Origin of the sequence: Paractinoplanes bogorensis, assembly GCF_018829635.1 — a bacterium.
Lineage (GTDB): Bacteria > Actinomycetota > Actinomycetes > Mycobacteriales > Micromonosporaceae > Actinoplanes > Actinoplanes bogorensis.
In genome coordinates, this window is the sequence record NZ_JAHKKG010000003.1 from 58,325 (window position 1) to 81,107 (window position 22,783).

Here is a 22,783-nt window from a genome sequence, read left to right on the forward strand (position 1 = left end):
GGGGTCAGGAGCGGCGCGCCTCCTCGAGCAACTGCCGAAGTTGCTCGGCGTCGGACTCGTCGAGCGACGCGGCGAACTGCAGCAGCACGGCCCGCCGGTCGGGCAGCCCGGACAGCGCCGCCTGCATGCGCGACGCGGCCGCGGTGGCGGCGTCCTGCACCGGCCAGTAGGCGTGGCCGCGGCCCACCTTGCGCCGCTCGACGGCCTTCTTCTCGTGCAGCCGGATCAGGATCGTCTGCACCGTGTTGTAGGCCAGTTCGGCACCGAGGGCGGCGTGCACCTCGGTGGTGGTGAGCGGCTCGCCACGGTCCCACAGCAGGGCCATGACCTCGGCCTCGAGCGTGCCCGGGGCGCGTCGCCCGTCCCTCGTCGTCATCAGCAGACCTCCGGGGGAAGGTTAACCCGGACGGCCGCGGAACCTGAGCGTCAGCCCGTTGAGGAAGCCGGCGTCGACCTCCACCCCCGGCACCAGGCTGAGCGGCACGCCGGCCGCGAGCAGCCGGGCGCGCGTCGCGTCGAGGTCGGCCACCTCCATCGTCACCGAGAACAGGCCCGGCCGCTCGTGCGGTTGCCCGGCCGGAACCAGGCGTACGGCCGCACCCGGGCCTTGACTCACCGAAGACGAAACCGAAGACGAAACCGAAGACGAAGACGAAACCGAAGAAGAGAAGGTCCGCCCGATGACCCGCGACCAGAGAGCGACCGACTTGCCGAGGTCGTGGACGCGGACGCCGAACTCGACGATCCCCGACGGCTCCCGGCGGCCGCCGAGCGCGACGTCGAACAGGGCCTTGGTGCCGTCGGGCAGCCGGTCGACCGGCGACAGGTCGTCCTTCACGTCGGGGTGACCGGGATGTTCCTCGACCCATTCGGTGTAGACGTTGTCGAGCGGCCCGGCCTCGGCGAACTGGAAGACCAGGCGGCCGTCGATCCGGAACTCGCCGTCGATGCCGAGCCCGGCCGCGGCCAGTTCGCGGCGGCGGGCCTCGTTGTCGGCCAGCGGCGGGAACGACAGGTGGTGACCGCCCTCGCCCTTGCCGGGGGAGTGCGTGCCGGTGCCGACGAACTCCAGGATCTCGATCGACGGGTTGTCGCCCAGGCAGAACGTGAGCCGGGCGTCGTGCAGGTGGGGCTCGGGGCTGCCGTGGTCGCTCCAGTTCGGCGGCCGATAGCGGCTGATCGGGCTGAACGGGAATCCGGTCGCGCGCGACCAGTGCTCGCGGGCGGATTCGAGGTCGGCCACCAGGATGCCGATGTGCGTGATGGTCATTTCGGGAACGCCCGATCGAGTACGTCGCGGACATAGGAGCGGCGGTCCGGATCGGAGCGGGTCATCGGCGGGCTCACCTGGTCGGTGTCGATCGCCCCGAGCAGGGTGAGGGCGGTCTTGATCGAGCCGAGCTGCGTCGAGTTCAGGCCGGTGCCCGCAGACGTCGGCCGATACAGGTCGGTCAGAGTGGTGATGGTGGGCTGGACCGCGGCGGCGTCGTCGAAGGCCCGGACGAACAACTCGGGCGCGACGTTGGCCAGCCCGGCCACGGCACCGTTGGCGCCGATCGCCAGCGCGGAGGAAAGGCCCCTGTCCGAGCCGGTGAGGAAGAGCCGATCGGACGGCCCGACCTCCTTGATCAGCGCGCCCAGTCGGTCGAGGTCGGGGGAGCTGTCCTTGACCCCGATCACCACCTCGCGCGCGATCAGGTCGGCCAGCACCTCGACCGGCAGCTCGTAGCCGGTGTTGACCGGGATGTTGTAGGCCAGCACGGGCACGCCGGCCCGCGCCGCCACGTACTCGAAATGGCGGACGATCTCGGCCGGGGACGCCGCCGCGTAGAACGGCCCGGTCACCACGGCCGCCGCCACGCCCGGCCCGATCAGCTCGGCCGCCTGGGCGACCACCCGGGCCGCGGTCGTCCCGACCAGCCCGACCAGCAGGGGTCCGGGCCCGCCGGCCAGCGCGTCGACAACCGTCCGGCGGGCCCGGTCGTCCAGATAGGCCGCCTCACCGGTCGAGCCGAGCGCGAACGTCCCGGCGCACCCGGCCCCGATCAGCCGGTCGCGCAGGCGGCGCAGCGAGGCCACGTCGACCTCACCCGCCTCGGTCAGCGGCGTCGCGATGGGCGGCACGACGCCACCCCGGAGATCGATCATGACGGTTGCGCCTTCAGATAGCTCTCGTCCAGCTCGAGCCCGAGGCCCGGCCGGTCGGGGATGGTCAGGAAGCCGCCCACCGGTTCCGGTGCTCCGGCGAAGAGGCGGTGCGTGACCTCCTCGAACATCAGCAATCGTTCCACGAACAGCGCGTTCGGGGCGGCGCTGACCAGGTGCAGGTGCAGGTGTTCCATGGCGTGCGGGGCCAGTTTGAGGTTCCAGGCCTGGGTCAGCGCGGCCACCTTGAGCATCTCGGTGTAGCCGCCGGCCCGTGCCCCGTCGAGCTGCACGACGTCGGCCGCCTCGGCCCGGATCAGGTCGCGGGCGCCGTAGCGGGTGTACTCGTGCTCGCCGGTCGCGAGGGGGATGCCGGTCGAGCGGCGGAACCGGGCCAGGCCGGGGATGTCGTCGGCGATCACCGGCTCCTCGAGAAAGAGAATGTCGAGGTCGCGGATCATCCCGGCGAACTGGATGGCCCGCGCGGCGTCCCAGCAGTTGTTCGCGTCCAGCATGATCTGAACACCGGGACCGGCCATTTCCCGTACGGCGGTCACGCGCCGGACGTCACGACGAAGGTTGGTGCCGCCCTCGACGCCCACCTTGATCTTGACGGCCGTGTAACCCGAACTCAGCATGCCGGTCACCTCGTCGAGCAGCTGCTGGTCCGAGTAGGACGTCCAGCCGCCACTCGCGTACACGGGAACCCGGGTCTGACTGCCCCCGAGCAGGCGGAACAGCGGCAGTCCGGTGATCTTGCCCTTGAGGTCCCACAGCGCGACGTCGACCGCCGACAGCGCCCCGAAGAGCAGCCCCTTGCGGCCGACCCCGCGCAGATAGCCGACCAGGTCGGTCCAGATGTCCTCGGTCGCGAGGGGGTCCCGGCCGATCAGGGCCGGCCCGATCGTGGTGTCGAGCAGCGTGCGGGTGGCCGCGCCGCCGACCTCGTTGTAGGTGAAGCCGATGCCCTCGAGCCCCTCGCTGGTGCGGACGCGCACCACGGTGAACCCGACCGCGCCGACGGCCCGGGTGGCGTCGGCGATGCCCGCGGGCACCGGCTCCGACACCAGGTAGGTCTCGATGGCCGTGATGGTGTGGGTCATGACGTGGCTCCGGCGCGCAGGGACTGCTGCTTGAAGCCGTGGACGACGGCGGTGACCGCGCGCTCGACCGGCAGCCGTTCGATGCTGGACGCGCCGACGAAGCCTTGCGCGTCGGTGTGTTCGTACAGGAAAAGGGTCTGCTCGGGCTCGGCGAAAGGACCGCCGTGGGCCAGCACGATCACGTCGGGTTGGCTCTTCCGGCCGATCTCGAGCATCTCCTGGACGAAGGCCGCGCCCTCCTCCAGGCCGGGTCCGCTGCCCGCCCCGACCAGGCCGCCCGCGGTCCAGCCGGCGTGCGGGACGAGGATGTCGACCCCGGCGTCGCAGAGCAGGCGAGCGTGGTCGGCGCTCAGCGCGTACCCCATGGTCAGCATCTCGCGCTCGCGGGCCAGGGCGACGACCTGGGCCTCGCGCTCCAGGCCGAGCCCGACCGCGCTGCGGCCCTTGACCCAGTGGGGGCGGTCGCCGTTGGTCGGCATGTTGATGATGCCGTTGAAGCCGGTCCGCTCCCACAGGTCGATCAGCCGGGACACCCGCAGGTAGCGCGGGTCGGCCATGTCCATGCCGCCGACGATCGGCGTGTGCCGCACGACGTTGTCGAGCTCGGGCAGCATCGCCACGGTGTGCGTGTTGGAGTCGCCCAGGTCGGTGGTGGGCAGGCCCATCAGCCGGGAGCGGCCGGTGCTGTAGGCGACGATCAGGTCGGTGCCGGCCGCCTCGGCGCACTTGGCGATGATGCCGGCGCTGCAGCCGGCGGCGAGGACCGGCTTGCCCGCGGCGATCTGGGCCCGCAGGTCGGCCAGGATCGAGATCCGGGTTTTCTCAGTACGTTCCATCGGGGTTCCTCAAGGCGAGTAGGCGCTGCGCCGCATGGCGGGCGAACGCGGGATCGTTGATGTCGGCCTCCGCCACCTCGACGGCGATGTCGTCGCGCAGCTTGGCGCGGAGCCGGTCGGTGAAGGCGGCGTCGGCCCCGGGGTCGTTCAGCGGGCCGCCGGGGCCGCTCAGGGCCGAGAAACCCAGCGCCGGTACGAGCACGGCGACCGGGCCCCGGGCCGCGTTGAGCCGGTCGGCCAGCACCTCGGCGATGGCCTGGTTCTCGGCCACGTCGGTGCGCAGCAGGGTGGCGTCGGGGGTGTGGGCATAGGTGCGGCGGCCGCGGAACCGGGCCGGCAGCGTCTCCGGGGCGGCGAAGTTCACCACGTCGAGGCCGCCCGGCACGACCAGCTGGGGCAGGCCGAGCCGCCCGGCCGTGGTCAGCCGGCCCGGACCGGCGGCGCAGACCCCGCCGGCCACGTCGTCGGCGATCTCGGTCGGCGACCAGTCGAGCACGGCGCCGAAGGTGGTCGTCTCGAGCTGGGCCTCCATGGTCGGGCCGCCGACCCCGTTGGCGTGGAAGCTGACCGCGGTCCAGCCCGCCTCGCCCAGTGCCTCGCGGGCGATCGCGGCCCCGGCCGAGGTGATGCCGTAGACGGTCATCGCCACCAGCCGGTCGTTCTGCGCAGCAACGGAACGGGCGCCGGCCAGCCCGTGCACCGCGAGGGCGGCGTTGTCGAGCACCTTGGTCAGCAGCGGGTTGAGCCCGGCGATGTCGGTGATGCTGAAGACGCTGAACATGTCGCTGTAGCGGGTGAACTGGCCGGCGTCGCGCCCGGCCGTGGTGACCAGCAGCCGCGGGAACCCGACGGGCAGCCGGCGGAACGCGTGCGAGGCGATCCAGCTGCCCTGCCCGCCGCCGAGCGCCACCGCGGCCGCGAAACCACCCGAGGAGATTTCCCCGTACGCCCGTTCCGCTGCGTCGGTCATCGCCGCGCCCTTGTCGGTCACCGGGGTGCTGAGCGCGGTGTCGACCAGCACCGGATCGCTACCGGCGGCAGCGATCCGGTCGGCCAGGTACCGCGCCTCGGCGCCCTTGGTGTCCAGGGTGGCCAGGACGGCGATGCGCGGGACGGTCACAGCGCCCGGCTCGGGACGGGGTCGCCGTGCTCGTCGCGGTGCAGGTGGCCCTTGCGCTGGCCGGCGGTCAGCTCGGGTTCGAACGCGACCCCGGTGATGGCCTCGCCCGGCTTGGGCATGCCGTGCTCGTAGCCGCGGGCGGTGGCGATCAGGTCACCCGGGACGAGCTCGTGCCGGTCGCCGTCGGTGAACGCCTCGGTGTGCCCGTGGATGATGAACCAGTACTCGTCGAAGTCGTGGTAGTGCATCTCGAGCGGGGTCTCGGGCCAGGCCCAGAACACGCCGATGTGCGGGGTGCCGTCCCACTGCCCGGTGACGCGCAGGATCTGCACCTGGTCGCCGTGGGCGGTGGCACCGGTCGAGTCCAGATGCACGCCCGACTCGGGGACGTGCAGCCAGCCGGTGCGCTCGAGCTTCTGCAACCCGTTGACGCTGCGGGCGATGACGCCGCCGCCGAGCACGAGCACGAACTGGCGCCTGCCCTCGGCGCCGGGCACGTGCACGTCGATCGGGGCGGCGTCTCCGCGCGGGTCCAGATAGAGGAACTCGAAGTCGTCGAAGGCCACCCAGTCGGGCGCGTTCTTGATGGTGTCGCGGTTGAACACGGGCATGAGGGGTGTGCTCCTTCTACTTGATTTCGATGCCGAGGTCGGCCCGCTGCCAGTGCGTGACGAGCGGGTCGAGCCGGGTCCAGAACTCCTCGGGCAGCTCGGTGTCGCCGGCCGCGGCGTTGGCGATCGCCTCGTTCGCGTTGGCGGCACCGGGGATCGAGGCCGAGACCTGATCCGCCCGGACCAGCCACTGCAGACCGGCGGCGAGGATGCTCACCCCGTACTCGGCGCACAGCTGCTGGATCTCGGTGACCCGGGCCAGGACGGCCGGGCTGAACTTGCGGTCGGCGTACTCGCGGCCGGGCTCGACGCCGACGGCCAGCAGCCCGCGCTCGAGCGGCTCGGCGATGAGCAGGCCGACGTTGTGCTCGCGGGCGGCCGGCAGGATCTTGTCGGCCAGGGTGAGGTTGAGCATGCTCCACGAGGCCGAGCAGACGGCGGTGTCGAACCCGCCGGTGGCGATGTAGCGGGCGTTGAGGTCGGGGTCGTAGCAGGCCGTGCCGACGGCGCCGATCACGCCCTCGTCGCGGAGCTGGGCCAGGCCGCCGTACGCCCCCTTGTCGCTCATGATGAAGTCGGGGTCCTCGTGCACGGCGTCGTGGATGGACACCACGTCGAGGTGGTCCAGGCCGAGCCGCTCGAGGCTGCCCTCGACGTGGCGCAGCACCGCGTCGCGGGAGAAGTCGAACTCGCCGATGCCGGGCCGCCCGGCCTTGGTCATCACGGTCACCGAGGCCCGGTCGACCCCGGACGCCCGTAGCGCCTCGCCGACGATCGGCTCGGTGCGATAGAAGGGCGCCGTGTCGATCAGCGTGACCCCGGCCCGCAGCCCGGCGACGAGCGCCTCCAGGCCCAGTTGATGGTCGATCTCGTACGCCCCGGCGGTGAGCGCGGCGGATTCGGACGGTGGCCGGCCGAGGAACGCCGTGCCCATCCCGATGACGGACACCTCGCGTCCGGTCCGCCCGAGTGGCTTGGTACGCATGGCTTTTCGCCTTTCAGCTCTTGACGGCGCCTTGCAGGATCCCGCCGACGATCTGGCGGCCCAGCGCGGCGAAGACGACGATGACCGGGACGGTGCACAGCAGCGTGCCCGCCAGGATCACCGACTGGTCGTGGACGTAGCCCTGGCCGAGCTGGGAGATGGCGACCTGGGTCGTCGGGTTGTCCCCGTTGAGCACCACGATCGGCCAGAAGAACTCGTTCCAGCTGGTCATGAACGTGAGCATGGCGAGCACGGCCATGCCGGGCCGGGCGATCGGGAAGACGATCGACCAGAAGATGCGCCGGGTCGACGCGCCGTCGACCCGGCCCGCCTCCAGCAGCTCGCCCGGCATCGCGGTCACCAGGTACTGCCGCATGAAGAACACGCAGAAGGCCGAGGCCAGGTAGGGCAGGATCACCGCGATCGGATTGCCGACCAGATCGAGCCGGGCCATCACGATGAACAGCGGGATCACGCCGAGCTGCAGCGGGACCATCATGGTGGCGACGATCCCGGCCATCCACAGCCGTTGCCCGCGGATGTGCAGGTGGCTCAGCGCGAAGCCGGCCAGGGTCGAGGTGACAACCGCCCCGAGCGCGACCGCCAGGCTGACGACCAGGCTGATCACCAGCGCCCGGCCGATGGCGGCCTGCTCGGTGGCGGCCTGGATGTTGCCGAACAGCCGGGCCCCGGGGAACAGCGGCGGGGTGGTCGAGTTGAGCTCGGCGTTGGTCCGTGAGGCCGCCACGAAGATCCAGTAGAGCGGGAACAGCGACAGCACGACGGTGATGGTCAGCAGCGTGTAGACCATCGGGCCGCCGTGCCGGCCGGTGGTGCGGCGTGGCCTGCCGGTCGGCTTGGCCGGGGTGCCGGCGACCGTGGACGGCCGTTGCAGGTGGGTGACGGTCATGCCGCACCTCGCACGGTGCGGGACGCCCGGGCCAGGCCGAAGCCGATGGCCAGGGCCAGCACGATCAGGGCGAGGATGCTGAACGCGATGGCCGACGCGTAGCCGAGGTGCGAGAAGCTGAAGCCCTGCTGGTACAGGTACAGCGTCAGGGTCTGGTACTGCCGGGAGACGCCACCCTGGACGCCGGTGTTGCCGCCCTCGTAGAGCAGGGGCTCGACGAACAGCTGCATCGCGCCGATGGTCGAGACCACCGCGGTGAACAGGATGGTGGGCCGGATGCCGGGGACGGTGATGGTCAGGAACTGCCGCCACCGGGAGGCGCCGTCGATCTCGGCCGCCTCGTACAGGTCGTTGCTGATCGACTGCATCGAGGCCAGGTAGATCAGCGAGTTGTAGCCGACCCAGCGCCAGGTGACGATCGAGGCGATGGCGATCTGCGAGCTCCAGTGGCCGGCCTGCCAGTCCACCGGTGGCAGCCCGATGTGGCCGAGCAGGTTGTTCACGAAGCCGTACTGCTTGCTGTAGAGCTGGGCGAAGATCAGCGTGGACGCGGCGACCGACGTCGCGTACGGAAGGAAGATCGCTACTCGCCAGAACGTGCTGAGCTTGAGCGTGTAGTTGAGCAGGTTGGCCACGCCGAGCGCGATGAACAGCTGCGGCACGATGGCCAGGAAACCCAGGGTCAGGGTGTTGCGCAGGGCGTTCCAGAAGTAGTCGTCCTGCAGGATCTTGCTGTAGTTCTCGCCGCCGACGAAGGTCAGCTGATCCGGGGTGTAGAGGTTGGTGCTGGTCAGCGAGACGTAGCCGGAGTAGATCAGCGGGAACAGGCCGAAGATCACGAAGAGCAGGACGAACGGCCAGAGATAGCTGGTGCCCCGGAGCCGGATGAACATGATGTGCACCTCCTTTCGCGGGGGCGGGGCCGTCTCCGGCCCCGCCCGTCGGATCAGCCGACCGCGGACTTGATGCTCTTGACCGCGCTGTCGTACGCGGTCGTGGGATCGGTGCCCTTCTGTGCCACCTCGTTGGCCGCGTTCATCAGCGCGGTCTCCACGTCGTTGTCGTGCGCCCCGATCACCTGGGTGGGCAGGCTCTTGGCCACGTCGCCGAGGATCTTGCCGGTGGGGGCGTCCGAGAAGTACGGGTCCTTGTAGGACGCGACGGCGTCGATGGCGGCCAGGTTGGTCGGGAAGTTGCCGGCCTTCTCGAACACCGCCTGCTGCGACTCGGCCGAGGTCAGGAACTTGATCAGCTCCCACGCGGCGGCCTTGTTCTTGCTGCTCTCCGGAATGGCCAGGTACGCCCCGCCGACGTTGCCGCTCGACGGAGCGGTGGTGACCGCCCACTGGCCGGATCCCTTGTCGCCGGCCTGGCCCTTGATGTAGGTCAGCATCCAGGCCGGGCAGGCCAGGGTGGCGTACGCGTCGGTGGTGAACGACTGGTTCCACGCGGCGGTGAACTGGGTCAGGGCCGCGGTCTCCTTGCCCTGCGCCGCCTCGGTGGCCTGCTTGTAGGCGGTGGCCACATCCGGGCTGCCGGCGTAGATCAGGTTGCCGCCCGCGTCGGTGTACTTCTGACCGGTGCCGCCCATGGCCGCCCGGAACACGCCGGCCGCGCTGTCCGTCCAGGTCGACTTGCCGCCCGCCTGGGCCACGTACTTCCTGCCCTCGGCGACGTAGGCGTCCCAGCTCGGCCAGAGCTGGGCGACCGCCTCGGGTTCGGTGGGCAGACCGGCCGCCTTGAACAGCGCCGGTTTGTAGCACATGCCCATCGGGCCGATGTCGGTGCCGACCGCGACCTGCTTGCCGTCGGTCGTCCTGGCCAGCTCGAGCTTCCAGGGCAGGAAGTCCTGGTAGTACGTGGCCGAGTCGTCGAACTGGTTGAAGTCGGCGAACTTGCCGGCCAGGTTGGTCTTCACCTGGGCCAGCCGGCCGACCTCGACCGCCTGGATGTCGGCCAGGCCGCTGTTGCCGGCCAGCCGCGTCTGCAGGGCGTTCCAGTAGTCGGTCTCGTTCTGCGGCGAGTTCTCGACGATCGTGACGTCCGGGTGCTGCTTCATGTATTCGTCGTAGAGCCCGGCCTCCTTGAAACCGAAGCTGCCGAACAGGCCGACGTCGAGGGTGACCTTGCCACCGCTCGCGCTGTCGTCCGGCGAGCCGGAGGAACAGGCGGCCGACGAGATCGTCACGAGCCCGGCCAGGGCGGCGGCGACGATCCTCCTTCTGGTGATACGCATCGTGAGGGGTCCTTCCGTGAGGGGTTGTTCCGAGGGGACGGCGACATCGCCGCAGAGGTGCACCTGGACGCCCAGGTGGGTGAAGGTGGCGGCCTTGGCCAGCAGTACCGAGGCATGGAGGGGCCGCCTCTCCTATGTGTTTCGAGAGGCTGGGCGTACGGAAATGGGGTCAGCGGGACTGGCGGGCGAGCGCGATGGCGCCGTGCACCTCACCGTGGCCGGGGTGGGCGCTGGGCATGATCCGGGTCGAGATGGCGATGACCGGAGGAGCGAAGGTGGTCATCTGCTCCCGGACGCCCTGCGCGATCATCTCGTCGGCGCCGCCGAGACCGGTGTCGACGACGACCGCGCCGGGATTGATGACCGTGCAGACGTCCGCGAGGGGACGGCCGATGAGCCGGCCGACGTCGCGCAGGATGCGGGCCGGGCCGATCTCGCCTCCGGCCGCGAGTTCGAGGAGCTCGTCGAAGCTGATCGGACGGTTGTAGGCGGAGCTGACCGAGTCGAGCAGGGCCGGTCCGAGGCGGGTGGAGAGGCAGCCCCGCCCGCCGCAGGCGCAGAGCCGGCCGTTCTCCTCGACCTGCACGTGGGCCAGCTCGCCGGCGTACCCGGTCGCGCCCCGCACCAGCCGGCCGCCGAAGAACAGTCCGCACCCGATGCCGTGCGCGGACAGCTTGAGATAGAGGAAGTCGGGGAACTCGGCGCCCGCCCCGACCGACCGCTCGCCGAGCGCGGCCAGGTTGACGTCGTTCTCGATGAGCACCGGCACCCCGGCCAGCTCGACCAGCGCGCTCGTCGGGTCGGACTCGAAGTAGGTGGGGAAGCGCATCTGCTGCGGTTCGCTGCCGACCCGGTGCCCGGTCGAGCCGACCCCGGCCTGGAACGGCGTCGGCACGCCGACCACGACACAGTTCAGCCGGCCCGCCGCCGCGCGGGCGCCGGCCTGCTGCCGCAGCCACGCGATGCCGGGGGCGATCGCGTCGGGCCCGGCGTCACCCGGGTCGAGCGGCAGGCTGTCCACGGCCAGGATCTCGCCGCCGTACGTGGCGAGCCGGGCCGTGACGTGGCCGGGCCCGGCCACCAGCACGCCGATCAGGTTGGCCGCCCCGGGAACACGGACCACGCGGGGCCGCCGGCCGACACCCCGGCGCCCCTCGGCGTCGGCCGTCTCGGTCAGCACCCCGCGCTTGACGAGGCGGGTGATCGCGCTCATCACCGTCGGCACCGGAAGCTCGAGCACCTCGGCGATCGCCGCCCGGCCGATCCCGTCGGTGTGGGTCACCAGATGGACGATGCGTTCGTCGGTCTCCATCACCCACACCTCCGTTCCCATTAATCTGACTTCATATTTTTGATTGATGTCTGACTTGTATCTCAGCGATGTCGACGCGGTGACTGTAGGCACTCTTGCAGCGCGAATACAAGGGTCTGACGGGGGCGAATAGCGAATGGCGCGAACTCGAAAAAGAATGAGATCAATAAAATGATTTCATATTTTCAGGCCCGACCAGGCGTGCGTCGCCGGTGGCCGTCGATCGGCGGTGAACAGGCCCTTGATCAGGGGCTTGTCGAGGCCCGGGATTTCTGGGACGGTCGAGCGACCGCCTGCCCGCCCGCAATCGGGAGCTGTCATGCCTGCCTATGACCTGCCACAAATGAAAGCCGTCGTCGGCGACGACATCGGCAGACGCGGGACATCGCTCATCGACTCTTCACCCCGAAATCGCCGCCGCCTCACGCGTAGGGCGCATCGACTTCCCTCCATGGCGGTTGGCTTCTCGGCGTCCCGCTCGCGTGGAAGAGGAGTCTCAGCGTGCCTGCCTCACGTCGCACCTTTCTCGCCGGTGGTGCCGCCGCCGGTGTCGGCCTGGCCGTAGCCGGAGCCGTCCCCTCACTCGCCCAGGCCCACCCGGGCCGGCCGCACGGTCCGGCCGGCCGCACACCGTTCCCGCCGCTCGTCGACGACCCGGCCGGCGTCCTGGCCCTGCCCGCGGGCTTCCGTTACGCCGTCGTCACCCGGACCGGCACCACCAAGCTCGACCACGGGCAGGGCGTCACTCCGTCCGATCACGACGGCATGGCCGTGTTCGACGCCGGTCGCGGGCGCTACGTGCTGATCCAGAACCACGAGAACGACCCCGGCGCCGAGTTCGGCGTGCCGCACGTCGAGGGCACCGTCTACGACCCGGGCGCGCTCGACGCCGGCGGCTGCACGGTGATCACCACCGACCGGACCGGGCGCAACCTGGGCGAGTTCGTGGCGATCTCGGGCACCGTCTCCAACTGCGCCGGCGGCCCGACCCCGTGGGGCACCTGGCTGACCTGCGAGGAGACCGAGGACCGGGCCGGCGCCAAGTGGACCGAGGGCGGCCGCACGGGCACCTTCCAGAAGGATCACGGCTACGTGTTCGAGGTCATGGCCGACGGCAGCGCCGACCCACGGCCGATCAAGTGCCTCGGCCGGTACGCGCACGAGGCGCTCGCCATCGACCGGGACCGCACGCACATCTATCTGTCCGAGGACGCCGACCAGCCCAACGGCCTGTTCTATCGGTGGACCGCCCCGCGCGGCGTCAAGGTCGGCCCGAAGATGCTCCCGCGCCTGGCCGCGAACGCCGGTGTGCTGGCCGCGATGCAGATCATCATGGACGACGGGTCGGTGCTGCCCGACGTCGCCTATCTGACCTCGGCCCAGCTCGGGCGGCCGTTCCCGGTCAAGTGGATCGAGGTGCCCGAGCGGGACGCGCGCACCACGCCCGTACGGGAACAATTTGCGAATGACGAGGTGACGCGCGGGCGCAAGTTCGAAGGCGTGTGGGGCACCGACGAGGGTGTCTATGTCGTCAACTCGTATGCGTGGGAAGACGGCGAACTGCCGGCCGACGCGGCCCCGCACGACGGCATGGTCTGGTTCTACCACTACCGGGAGCAGACGATCCAGCTCGTCACGTACTTCCCGCACCAGCCCACGGCCGAGGACGGCGCGCCCGCGAAATACACCGACCTGACCTTCGACGGCCCGGACAACGTGAGCGTGACGCCCTGGGGCAGCCTCGTGCTGGCCGAGGACGGTGCCGGCGCGTCGCACGTGCTGAGCTCGTTCCCGGGCGGGCCCACCTACGCCATCGCCCGCAACCAGCTCAACGATTCGGAGTTCACCGGACCTGCCTTCACCGGCGACGGCCGGGTGCTCTTCGTCAACATCCAGGACCCGGGCCTCACCCTGGCCATCACCGGACCGTGGGAGAAATACCTGGGTTGACCGGGACGGGCCGACGGCGCACGATGGTTGGCAATCGTTTGCCAACCATCGTGCCGGAGGTGCCCGTGCCCCGCATCAGTTACGTCGACCCGCATTCGATCACCGACCCCGAGCTGGCCGGCTACCTCGACGACTCGCGCCGCTACGGCACCCCGCGCCTGGAGAGCCAGGCCATCCGGGCGCATGTGCCGGCCGTGCTGCGCACCTTCAACCAGTCGTGGCAGCAGGTGTTCCGCTCCGGCGTGCTCGACCACAGCGTCAAGGAACTGGCCCGGCTGTTCGTGGCCAAGACGCTCGACTGCGGCTACTGCGCCGGTCAGCGTTCACACCTGGCCGACCTGAGCGAGCGCGAGGTCGATGAGATCATCGAATTCCGGACGTCGGACCGGTTCTCCCCGCGCGAGAAGGCGGCCCTGCTGCTGGCCGAGGCGATCGCCTGGGACCCGCTGATGGCCGACGACGCGGTCTGGGCCCAGCTGCACGAGCACTTCACCGAGCCCGAGATCGTCGAGCTCGGCTACTTCATCGGCCTCACCATGGGCCAGCAGAAGTTCCTCAAGACGCTCGGCATCAAGCACGGCGAACTCGACAGCACCGGCACCGCGGGCCTGGCCCCTGAGGTCGCGGCCACCCTCGGGCGTACGGCATGAGGGTCGTCACCGACACCGACTTCGAGGACGTGCTGACCGGCGGTCCGGTGCTGGTCGACTTCCGCGCCGACTGGTGCGGGCCCTGCCGTCAGCTCGAGCCGGTGCTCGAGTCGCTCGCCACCCGATGGTCCGGGCGGGCCACGATCGTCCAGGTCGACGTCGACACCAACCCCAGAACCGTTTCCCGGTACGCCGTCACGGGGCTGCCCACCCTCATCCTCTTCTCCGGCGGCGAGCCGGTGCATCGGGTCCACGGTCTCCGGCCCGAGGCCGCCCTCAGGGCCGAACTGGACCCGTGGATCGCCTGACCACCAGCTCGGTCGGCAGCGCGACGTCGCCGACCCGGGCCGCCGGATCGGCCAGACGGGCCAGCAGCAGGCGGGCGGCCCGGGCCCCCAGCTCCTCCTGATCGATGGCCACCGTGGTCAGCGACGGCCGCAGCCACTCGGCCAGGGGCATGTTGTTGATGCCGACCAGCGACACGTCTTCCGGGCAGCTCAGCCCGCGGGCCGCGAACGCCGCGTAACAGCCGACGGCGATCATGTCGTTGCCGGCCAGGATCGCCGTCACCTCGCCCCGGTCGAGCAGCGTGCCGCACGCCCGCTCACCGGCCGACGCCGTGTATTGCCCCGCCCGCACCACCCACGAGCGCTCGGGGGTGAGACCGGCCGCGCGCAGCCCGGCCCGCCAGGCCGCCTCGCGGGCCCGCGTCACCGAGATGCCGGACGGCCCGGCCAGATGCCCGATCCGGGTGTGGCCGAGTTCGGCCAGGTGCCGCACCGCCTGCCCGATGCCCCGGGCGTCGTCGCTGGTCACACTGGGCGCGGCGGCCTCGGTGAGGCGGTTGACCAGCACCACCGGCACCCCCTCGGCGATCAGCCGGCCGACCGCGTCGTCGCGGCGGCTCGCCGAGGCGATCACGTAGCCCTCGCAGCGGCGGCCCCGGAACACGTCGAGCAGCGCGCCCGCGCGGCCCGGGTCGTTGTCGGTGCTGGCGATCAGCGCCTCGAACCCGTGCCCGCGCAGCACCTCCTGCACGCCGCGCAGCACCGGCGGATAGAACGGGTTGAGCAGGTCGGGCACCAGCACCCCGACCGTGCCCGAGCGCTGGGTGCGCAGCGAGCGTCCGACCGGGTCGGCCACGTAGCCCAGCTCGGCCGCGGCCCGCGCCACCCGCTCGGTCGTCCCGGCACTGATCCGCCCGGGCAGCAGCGGGTTGAGCGCCCGCGAGGCGGTCGCCGGGTGCACCCCGGCCGCCCGCGCGACGTCCTTGATAGTGAGACGGCCCACGCGGTCACCCTAAGCCCCCGCGTCACCCGGCCGATGGTGACGGTGTGCACGTCGGTGAGGCAGTGGGCGTCCTGGCGCCCTTTGTCGGCGGCACCTACTACGGCACCCTGATCGCCGGGCTGACCGCCGCCGCCCACGAGCACGGCCACCCGGTGATCGCCGTGCAGACCTCGGCCGCGGCCGCCGACCTGGTCGTCTACGGCGGCGACCCGGCCTTCGACGCCCCGGTCGCGTGGGACCACATCGGCGGCTTCGCGGTCTTCGCCGACGCCACCGACCGGACCTACCTGCAGCGGGCCATCCGCTCGGGCCGCCCGGTGGTGCTGGTCGGGCACAGCCTCACCGGCCTCGACAGCCCCACCGTGCTGGCCGACAACCGGCCGGGCATGCGGGCCGCGGTCGACCACCTGGTTCGCGAGCACGGCTGCCGGCGGATCGCCTTCACCGGGTTTCTCGAGGTCACCGACGTGCGGGAGCGCTACGAGGCGTACCGGTCGGCGCTGCGCGACCACGGCCTGGAGCCCGGTCCGTTGCTGGCCGCCACCAACAACGTCGAGTCCGGCATCACCTGGACCGTGGACGACTTCCTGCGGCACGGCCGGCCGGACGCCGTCGTCGCCGCGACCGACCTCAACGCGGTCGGCGTGCAGCGGACGCTGGGCCGGGCCGGGCTCAGCTGCCCCGGTGACTACAGTCTGACCGGGTTCGACAACATCGACATGGCCACCTTCGTCCGGCCCGAGCTGGCCACCGTCGACCAGCCGCTGGACGCCATGAGCCGGGTCGCGGTCGACCTGCTGCTGCGCCAGATGCGCGGCGAGGACGTGCCGGCCGAGCCGCGGCGGCTGTCGGCCCGGTTCGTGCCCCGCACCTCGTGCGGCTGCACCAGCTTCGCCGAGAGCCTGCAGGTTCTCGAGGCCGACGACGAACGGCAACGGCTGTCCCGCCGGCTGGCCACGGTGGTGCCGGTGCGGGCCGGTCAGGGCGGCCGGTGGGCCGGGGCGGTCGAGCGGGCGGCCGCGGCGACCGCCCAGGGCCTGGCCGCCGCCGCGGCGGGCGATACCTCCGCGATGACCGTGGCGATCGAGCGGTTGCGCGTTCTGCTCGACGCGCAGCCGACCCCCGAGACCCTGCGCGTGATCTGCCGCTCGGTGCAGGAGTACGCCGCCACCCTGCCGATCGACGACGTGGAACCGGCCCGCCGGGTCGGGCGGGCTGTGCTCGAGGTCGTGCTGACCCTCGGGCGCGCCAACAACCATGCCCAGCTCGGCAATCAGCTGCACCTGCGGTCCCTGATCAGCGCGAGCTACGCCCTGAGCGCGGCCCTGCTGCACCGCCGGGACGTCGACCCGCGCGACCCGTCCTGGCTGGCCCTCACCCCGGCGGTGGCGGGCTCGATCGCGCTGCGTGGCCCGGACGGCCAGTTGCACCGCACCCCCGGCTGGCGCCGCACCCCGGGACCGGCCGTGCCCGGCGGTCCGACCACGGTCGAGGCGTTCCCGCCGGCCGAGGTGGTCCGCGCGGCCGGGCTCGACCACACCACCTTCGTCGTCCGGGCCAAGGTGGCCGACAGCGACCGCGGGTGGCTGGCCCTGGTCGACCGGGTCGAGAACCGGGTCGAGGACGGCCGCGACCTGGTCAACCAGTGCGCCGCCCTGCTCACCATCGCCCTCGACCGGCGCGACTCCGACGAACAGTTGCGCCGGGCCGCGCACTCCGACCTGCTGACCGGGCTGCCCAACCGGTCCTCGTTCACCCTCTCGCTGCGGGCCGCCATCGAGCTGGGCCGCCCGTTCGTCGTGCTGTTCCTCGACCTGGACGGCTTCAAGCGGGTCAACGACACCCTCGGGCACCACGTCGGCGACGAACTGCTGGCCGCCGTGGCCGACCGGATCCGGCACTGCCTGCGCCACGTGGACATCGCCGCCCGGTTCGGCGGGGACGAGTTCCTCGTGCTGCTCGACGACCTGACCGAGGGGCCCGAGCTGGCCGAACTGGTCGACCGGATCCGGGTCGCCATCTCGCGGCCCTACCGCCTGGGTGGGCGCACCGCGCGGGTCGGGGTCAGCATCGGCTGGGCCTCGGGCGATGCGTCGGCCTCGCTCGAGCGCCTCCTGCAGGAGGCCGACGCGGCCATGTACCGGGCCAAGGCGGCCGGCCGGTCGTCCCCGATCACGGCGGCGTGATCGGCCTCAGCACTCCGGTGGGGCCGTCGGCTCGCCGGCGGTCACCAGGTTCTGATTGAGCTCGGTCGGGGTGGCCAGGCGCTGGAAGTCCGGCCCGAGGACCAGGTTGACGATGTCGTCGCGCCGGTCGGGCTCGAAGACCATGACGCTGTCGCCATGCAGTGCCGCTCGTAGCAGGGTGGCTGCACCGATCGCCGCCGGGCCGTAATGCACCGACACCGGAGCCGGCGGGGTGTCGACGGTGGCCCGGCCGAGCACGGTGAAGCCGCGTGCCTCCAGTTGGGTGACCGTGGTTCCGAGCCGGCCCGCCCCGCCGTCGAGCACGCGGACCTTCACGTCGGCCGGGCTGTCCGGCAGAGCAAGAGCGCAACTCATTCCCGTACGGGAAACCGGGGGTTGCTCTGTCCTTTGTGGTTGTGGCCAGGCGAGGGCGGCACCGGCCGTGGACAGCACGACGGCTCCCGCCACGGAGATCGCGGCCAGTCGGCGGCGACGGCGGCTGCGGCCCCGGGCGCGGATGTCGGCAGCGGGCGCGACCGGCATGTCGTGGATCTCGGCCTCCAGCTCGCGCAGGCGCTCAGGAAGTCCGGACATCAGTGGTCTCCTCGTCGTTCAGCAGGTGGGCGAGGGTCGCGCGGGCCCTCGAGAGCTGCACCTTGACCGTCCCGGCGGGGACTCCGGTGCTCGCGGCGATGTCGTTGACCGCCATGTCCAGCAGGTAGTGCAGGGCGATCACCTGGCGTTGCGCTTTCGGCAGGCGTTGCAGCGCGGCGACGACGGCGACCCGGTCCTCCGACGGGCTGCGGGTGGTCTCGTCCGGCGGCCCCAGACGCGACCGTGCGGCCAGCCATCGCCGCATGCTGCGCCAGCGGTTGAGCATCAGGCGCCACGCCACCGACCGCACCCACCCCTCGGGGTCGTCGTAGCCGGACACCCTCGGCCAGTGCTGCCAGGCCCGTGCGAACGCCTCCTGGGCGACGTCCTGGGCCTCGGCCCGGTCGCCGCAACCGGCGTAGAGATAGAGCACGACGCGCCGGACCGTCGCGGCGTAGAACGTGTCGAAGTCGCCCGCTTGTGCTTGCACACCCTTCAACACACCGCTCCCCGTCCGCCGGTTACATGCCGGGCTCATTTTTGTCGTACGGCCTGGCTATCCTCTGCGCACGATCTCATCGAGAGATCTTGATTGACGGGGGAACACATGACTTCCTGGCGCCTGCGTGCGCTCCTCACGACCGTGGCCACCGCCGCGGTCGTCCTCTCGATCGCCCCGCCGGCCGTCGCGGCGCCGGCGCTCGAGATCAAGTCGATCGCCTTCGACCGGGCGTCGGTCGACGTCAGTCAGGGCGGCGCGACCGTCGATCTGACGTGGACGATCACCAACCGGGCGGCCCGGGCCGCCCGGATCAGTGGCGTGGTCGAGATGCGTCAGTACTCGGGTGATGTGCAGATCGGTCAGCCGCGCGCGATCACGTACGACCTGCGGCCGGGTTCGGATGTCTACGGCTCGGGCACGCCCCAGGAGTCGACCTATGCCTACCGGTTCGAGGTGCCGCGCTATGCGGCCGAGCCCGCGACGGTCTGGCGGGTCACCAAGCTGACCGTCGCCGACGACCTGGCCCACGCGCGGACGGTGAAGGACCCGGGCCCGGCCACGCTGACCGTGACCCAGGCCGTTGACACCAACGGACCGGTCCTCCAGCAGATCTTCCTCGACTACAACCAGAAACGCGCGGTCTACGACGACGGCTCCGGGGTCACGCTGCGCTACCGGATGCATATCAACGACGAGACCGCCTTCAAGCGGGGCAAGCTCACTCTCGCCGGGCCGGGCGGGACGCGTCTGTCCACCACGTTCCAGCTGACCAAGTCCGGGACGCAGACGTTGTGCGGCGACGAGGCCATCTGGAGCACGGCCTTCCCGACCTGCACGGCGGCGGTCGTCGTGCCGGGTGGTTCCGCGTCGGGCGCATGGCAGGTCGCGCGGGTCGACCTGACCGACATGTATGGCAACACCCGGACCGAGACGTCGTTCGGGCTGGCCCCGATCGTGGTCAGCCGCAACGACAAGGTCAGCGCGTCCGGCTTCGCGCTCACCGAGGCGCAGGTCAACAACTGGCGTCAGAATGCGACGACCGAGCTCGTGCTGACCCCGCACGGTGCGGTCGAGGGGCTCGCCACGGTCGACGTCATCGTGCCCTCGTGCACGCAGGTGTCCCGCACACCGGTGGTGCGCGAGGACGGCTCGGTGGCGGTCTCGATCGTCATGCCCGCCGGCTACAACGGCAGCTGTCACATCGAGGGCGTCAAGCTGACCGACGGCGCGGGCAATGTCGCGCTCTACGGCACGGATTACGGCGCCCCCAACCTCAACCTGTTCATCCGGCCGGTGCCGGACAACAAGCCGCCGGTCGTGCTGTCGGCGCGGCTCCCCAAGTCGACCTGGACGCAGCAGGAGACGCAGGACGGGTCGCGCATCGGCTTCGACGTCACGGTCGAACTGGACGAGTTCGCCGAGGTGTCGGGCTACTACGCGACGCTCTACGACATCGCGGGCGAGACGGTCGGCGGAGCGTCGGGCGGACTCCACGACTACGAGGGCAATGGGGTCTACCACCTGGGTGTGTACCCGACCCGCCGACTGGAGGCCGGGGAGTACACGATCGGCTTCTCCCTCTCCGACGACGCCGAGATGTCCAGCCAGTGGGGTGACCGGAACGGCGGTGAGCGACCGATTCCCGGCGGTCCGCTCGTCGTGACCGTCGTGGCCGACTGAGCTAGATCTGGCCGGCCGGCGCGGTCGTCTCGTTCGTGAGGCGGTCGCGCAGGTCGGCCGCGCACATCGGCCGGGCGTAGAGGAAGCCCTGCGCCCGGTCGTAGCCCAGGCCGGTCAGGCGGGCCGCCTGCTCCTCGGTCTCCACGCCCTCGGCCACCGACTGCAGGCCGAACGCGCGGGCCATCTGGGCCACGGCGTCGGCGATCGCGTCGGAACCGCCGTCCGGCACGAACGAGCGGTCCAGCTTGATCTGGTGAACCGGGCAGGTGGCGAGCAGGCTGAGCGTGGACGCGCCGGTGCCGAAGTCGTCCAGCGACAGGCGCACGCCCAGGTCCCGCAGGCCCTGCAGATTCTCGCCGGTCGCGCCGCCGCCGACGGCCACCGACTCGGTGATCTCGACGGTCAGGCGGCGGGCCGGCAGCCCGCTGTCCCGCAGCGCCGCCGCGACCAGCAGCGGGAAGCCGGGCTCGCGCAGCTGGCGGGCCGACACGTTGACCGACACGGTCTGCTCGCCCGGCCAGGTCGCCGCCTCGCGGGTCGCCGCGCGCAGCACGTGGGTGCCGAGCGCGACGATCAGGCCGGACTGCTCGGCGTCCTCGATGAAGGCGCCCGGGCCGAGCAGGCCCTCGGTCGGGTGCTGCCAGCGGACCAGCGCCTCGGCCCCGGTGGTCCGGCCCTCGGGCAGCGTGACCACCGGCTGGTAGAAGACGACCAGCTGCTCCTCGAGGATCGCGGTGCGCAGCGCGGCGAAGCGCTTGCTGCGCTCGGCCCCGCGCGCCTCCATGCCGGGGCGGTAGCGCTCGTAGCCGCCCTCGCCGCGCCCCTTCGCCTCGTACATCGCGATGTCGGCCTGCCGCAGCAGGTCACCGGCGTCGTCGCCGCCGCACCCGTCGACCACGCCGAAGCTGGCCCGCACGGTCATCGGCTCGCCGTCGACGAAGGCCGGCTCCAGCAGGGCGGCCGCGATCCGGGTCAGCGTCAGCTCGACGTCGGTGGGGGAGACACCCTCGAACAGGATGGCGAACTCGTCGCCGCCGAGCCGGGCCACCACGTCGACCGGCCGCACACTGGCCTGCATCCGCTCGGCCACGTGCACCAGCAGGGCGTCGCCGGTGGCATGGCCGAGAGTGTCGTTGACGAGCTTGAAGTCGTCGAGGTCGACGAGCACGATGCTCACCGGCTTGTCCGGTCCGGCCCCGGCCACCGCGGCCGCGACCCGGTCGCCGAACAGGGTCCGGTTGGCCAGCCCGGTCAGCATGTCGTGGCTGGCCTCGTAGCTGAGCCGGGCCTGCACCTGCCGGGTCTCGGTGATGTCCTTGGCGTTGCTGACGATGCCGCCCACGCTGGGCTCACCGGTCAGGTTGGCGCTGATCACGTCGAGCCACCGGTACGACCCGTCGGCGTGCCGCAGGCGGAACTGGTAGGCCGCGGTGTTGCCCGGCCCCGCCGCCACCTCGTTCCAACTCTCGTTCACCGTGGCCACGTCGTCCGGGTGCAGCCAGGGCCCCAGATCGGCGCCGATCAGATCGTCCGGGTCGATGCCGAGCACCGCCTGGGAGGCGGGGCTGATATAGGTCGTGCGGCCGTCGGGTTCGGTGATGGTGATCATGTCGGTCGAGTTCTGGACGAGCAGCCGGAACCGCTTCTCCTGCTTGCCGATCCGGGCCAGCAGGGCGTCGTTCTGCCGGAACGCGATCAGCTGGCGGATCACGACCAGTGCGGTGAGCCCGACCGCGACGCCGTCGATCAGCATGCCGTGCCGGACGTCCCAGATGTTGTGATAGATCACCAGGGCGTCGACCGCGGCGATGCCCACGTACGGCATGAGGCTGTAGCCGCGCTTCTTCCGCGCCGGGCGGCCGCCGGCCGCGGTGTCCACGACCTGCAGGCGGGCGCCGACCGCGGCGGCGAAGGCGGCCAGCGGCAGCACGATGGTGAGCAGGTTGAGACGAGGCTGGTGCGGGTGCAGGAAGGCGATCGCCGAGCCGAGCCCGCCGATCAGGGCCGACGCGCCGATGCCGTAGAGCCCGCGGCGGGCGAACGAGTCGACCCCGGACAGCACGACCTTGGCCGTCAGGTAGACCAGGTTGAGGCCAGCGCCCATGATGACGACGGCCGCGCCCACCCCGTGCAGGGTGACGTGGCCGCCGGGGAACTGCGCGGACGCGACGAAATGCCAGATCAGCAGGCCCGCAGCCGAGGTCAGGGTGCCCAGGTCGAGCCAGACACCGACCATTCTCGTACGGCTGTGGGCGCTGAACGGCAGGCCGAGCAGCGGCCCGGTGAGCACGAAGCCGCCGACGAGATGCAGCACGATCGAGACCTGCACGAGCCAGCCGGTGCCGGTCAGCGCGGACAGAATGCGCAACGCCGCGACCACCGCGAAGATCACGATGCCGATCTCGACCGAGCGCCAGTAGCGGCGTACGGCCGGGGCCGAGCCCGGGTCGGCCTGCACCCGGCGGCAGAGCACCATGGTGGGGACGATGACCGCGATCATCAGCAGCCAGTTGACCGCCGGGGGCAGCAGGTACGCGGTGAACTGCTGGGTCAGGAAGACACCGGCGTTGACGATCGACAGTGCCGTGACGGCCTGGAATGCCCGGTCGGCGAAGAGCGACGGGCGACCTGGAGTCTCGGGCACGCCCTCATATCGACGCCGGCGCGCCCGAG

At 71.3% G+C, this 22,783-nt stretch carries 21 protein-coding genes; 5 read left to right on the forward strand and 16 right to left on the reverse strand.

Translation table 11 applies throughout. The features are described from left to right. Positions 1 to 4: 4 nt before the first annotated feature. The 12 genes from KOI35_RS08880 to KOI35_RS08935 form a co-directional block, all read right to left on the reverse strand. A complete protein-coding gene (locus KOI35_RS08880; protein ID WP_215785605.1) occupies positions 5 to 376 on the reverse strand; it encodes a BlaI/MecI/CopY family transcriptional regulator in 372 nt (123 codons plus the stop codon). Between the two features lie 21 nt (positions 377 to 397). Beyond that, a complete protein-coding gene (locus KOI35_RS08885) occupies positions 398 to 1,270 on the reverse strand; it encodes a VOC family protein (protein WP_215785606.1) in 873 nt (290 codons plus the stop codon). Next, entirely contained in the window at positions 1,267 to 2,148 is an 882-nt protein-coding gene (locus tag KOI35_RS08890) for a dihydrodipicolinate synthase family protein (protein WP_215785607.1), read from the reverse strand. The genes KOI35_RS08885 and KOI35_RS08890 overlap by 4 nt, the downstream gene beginning before the upstream one ends. Beyond that, the gene (locus KOI35_RS08895; RefSeq protein WP_215785608.1) at positions 2,145 to 3,248 is read right to left on the reverse strand and encodes a mandelate racemase/muconate lactonizing enzyme family protein; all 1,104 of its coding nucleotides are present in this window, start codon (positions 3,246 to 3,248) and stop codon (positions 2,145 to 2,147) included. Before KOI35_RS08895 ends, KOI35_RS08890 begins: the two co-directional genes overlap by 4 nt. Continuing rightward, a complete protein-coding gene (locus KOI35_RS08900; RefSeq protein ID WP_215785609.1) occupies positions 3,245 to 4,084 on the reverse strand; it encodes a phosphoenolpyruvate hydrolase family protein in 840 nt (279 codons plus the stop codon). The genes KOI35_RS08895 and KOI35_RS08900 overlap by 4 nt, the downstream gene beginning before the upstream one ends. After that, entirely contained in the window at positions 4,071 to 5,204 is a 1,134-nt protein-coding gene (locus KOI35_RS08905) for a Tm-1-like ATP-binding domain-containing protein (RefSeq protein ID WP_215785610.1), read from the reverse strand. Before KOI35_RS08905 ends, KOI35_RS08900 begins: the two co-directional genes overlap by 14 nt. Continuing rightward, positions 5,201 to 5,815: a cupin domain-containing protein gene (locus tag KOI35_RS08910; protein ID WP_215785611.1), complete on the reverse strand. Its 615-nt coding sequence runs from the start codon at positions 5,813 to 5,815 to the stop codon at positions 5,201 to 5,203. The genes KOI35_RS08905 and KOI35_RS08910 overlap by 4 nt, the downstream gene beginning before the upstream one ends. A gap of 16 nt (positions 5,816 to 5,831) precedes the next feature. Then, positions 5,832 to 6,800 carry an aldo/keto reductase gene (locus KOI35_RS08915; RefSeq protein WP_215785612.1) on the reverse strand — a complete coding sequence of 323 codons (969 nt, stop codon included), beginning with the start codon at positions 6,798 to 6,800 and terminating at the stop codon, positions 5,832 to 5,834. A 13-nt stretch (positions 6,801 to 6,813) separates the two neighbouring features. Continuing rightward, complete coding sequence (locus KOI35_RS08920; protein WP_246612852.1) at positions 6,814 to 7,710, reverse strand: carbohydrate ABC transporter permease; 897 nt, start codon at positions 7,708 to 7,710, stop codon at positions 6,814 to 6,816. Continuing rightward, entirely contained in the window at positions 7,707 to 8,603 is an 897-nt protein-coding gene (locus KOI35_RS08925) for a carbohydrate ABC transporter permease (RefSeq protein ID WP_215785613.1), read from the reverse strand. The genes KOI35_RS08920 and KOI35_RS08925 overlap by 4 nt, the downstream gene beginning before the upstream one ends. 53 nt (positions 8,604 to 8,656) lie before the next feature. Next, positions 8,657 to 9,946: an ABC transporter substrate-binding protein gene (locus tag KOI35_RS08930; RefSeq protein WP_215785614.1), complete on the reverse strand. Its 1,290-nt coding sequence runs from the start codon at positions 9,944 to 9,946 to the stop codon at positions 8,657 to 8,659. A gap of 169 nt (positions 9,947 to 10,115) precedes the next feature. After that, the gene (locus tag KOI35_RS08935) at positions 10,116 to 11,258 is read right to left on the reverse strand and encodes an ROK family transcriptional regulator (protein ID WP_215785615.1); all 1,143 of its coding nucleotides are present in this window, start codon (positions 11,256 to 11,258) and stop codon (positions 10,116 to 10,118) included. Positions 11,259 to 11,759: 501 nt separating this feature from the next. On the opposite strand from KOI35_RS08935, the gene KOI35_RS08940 reads away from it, so the two are divergent. Genes KOI35_RS08940 through KOI35_RS08950 form a run of 3 tightly spaced genes read left to right on the forward strand, consistent with a single transcriptional unit; the run spans position 11,760 to position 14,166 of the window. Beyond that, positions 11,760 to 13,208, forward strand: coding sequence for an alkaline phosphatase PhoX (locus KOI35_RS08940; RefSeq protein ID WP_215785616.1), 1,449 nt, complete (start codon positions 11,760 to 11,762; stop codon positions 13,206 to 13,208). Between the two features lie 59 nt (positions 13,209 to 13,267). Further along, on the forward strand, positions 13,268 to 13,858 hold the full coding sequence (locus KOI35_RS08945) for a carboxymuconolactone decarboxylase family protein (protein ID WP_215785617.1): 591 nt from the start codon (positions 13,268 to 13,270) through the stop codon (positions 13,856 to 13,858). Further along, positions 13,855 to 14,166 carry a thioredoxin family protein gene (locus KOI35_RS08950; RefSeq protein ID WP_215785618.1) on the forward strand — a complete coding sequence of 104 codons (312 nt, stop codon included), beginning with the start codon at positions 13,855 to 13,857 and terminating at the stop codon, positions 14,164 to 14,166. The genes KOI35_RS08945 and KOI35_RS08950 overlap by 4 nt, the downstream gene beginning before the upstream one ends. On the opposite strand, the gene KOI35_RS08955 is transcribed toward KOI35_RS08950, so the two are convergent. Then, complete coding sequence (locus tag KOI35_RS08955; RefSeq protein WP_215785619.1) at positions 14,135 to 15,148, reverse strand: LacI family DNA-binding transcriptional regulator; 1,014 nt, start codon at positions 15,146 to 15,148, stop codon at positions 14,135 to 14,137. The genes KOI35_RS08950 and KOI35_RS08955 overlap by 32 nt on opposite strands. Before the next feature lie 44 nt (positions 15,149 to 15,192). On the opposite strand from KOI35_RS08955, the gene KOI35_RS08960 reads away from it, so the two are divergent. Next, positions 15,193 to 17,334, forward strand: a complete 2,142-nt coding sequence (locus KOI35_RS08960) for a substrate-binding and GGDEF domain-containing protein (protein ID WP_215785620.1) — start codon at positions 15,193 to 15,195, stop codon at positions 17,332 to 17,334. A gap of 6 nt (positions 17,335 to 17,340) precedes the next feature. Here KOI35_RS08960 and KOI35_RS08965 read toward each other — a convergent pair whose 3' ends face one another. After that, a complete protein-coding gene (locus KOI35_RS08965) occupies positions 17,341 to 17,928 on the reverse strand; it encodes a LytR C-terminal domain-containing protein (RefSeq protein WP_215785621.1) in 588 nt (195 codons plus the stop codon). Further along, positions 17,912 to 18,418, reverse strand: a complete 507-nt coding sequence (locus tag KOI35_RS08970; protein ID WP_215785622.1) for a SigE family RNA polymerase sigma factor — start codon at positions 18,416 to 18,418, stop codon at positions 17,912 to 17,914. The genes KOI35_RS08965 and KOI35_RS08970 overlap by 17 nt, the downstream gene beginning before the upstream one ends. Before the next feature lie 117 nt (positions 18,419 to 18,535). On the opposite strand from KOI35_RS08970, the gene KOI35_RS08975 reads away from it, so the two are divergent. After that, positions 18,536 to 20,110 carry a hypothetical protein gene (locus KOI35_RS08975; protein WP_215785623.1) on the forward strand — a complete coding sequence of 525 codons (1,575 nt, stop codon included), beginning with the start codon at positions 18,536 to 18,538 and terminating at the stop codon, positions 20,108 to 20,110. 1 nt (position 20,111) lies between these two features. On the opposite strand, the gene KOI35_RS47150 is transcribed toward KOI35_RS08975, so the two are convergent. Further along, positions 20,112 to 22,754, reverse strand: a complete 2,643-nt coding sequence (locus KOI35_RS47150) for a putative bifunctional diguanylate cyclase/phosphodiesterase (protein ID WP_215785624.1) — start codon at positions 22,752 to 22,754, stop codon at positions 20,112 to 20,114. Between the last annotated feature and the right edge of the window lie 29 nt (positions 22,755 to 22,783).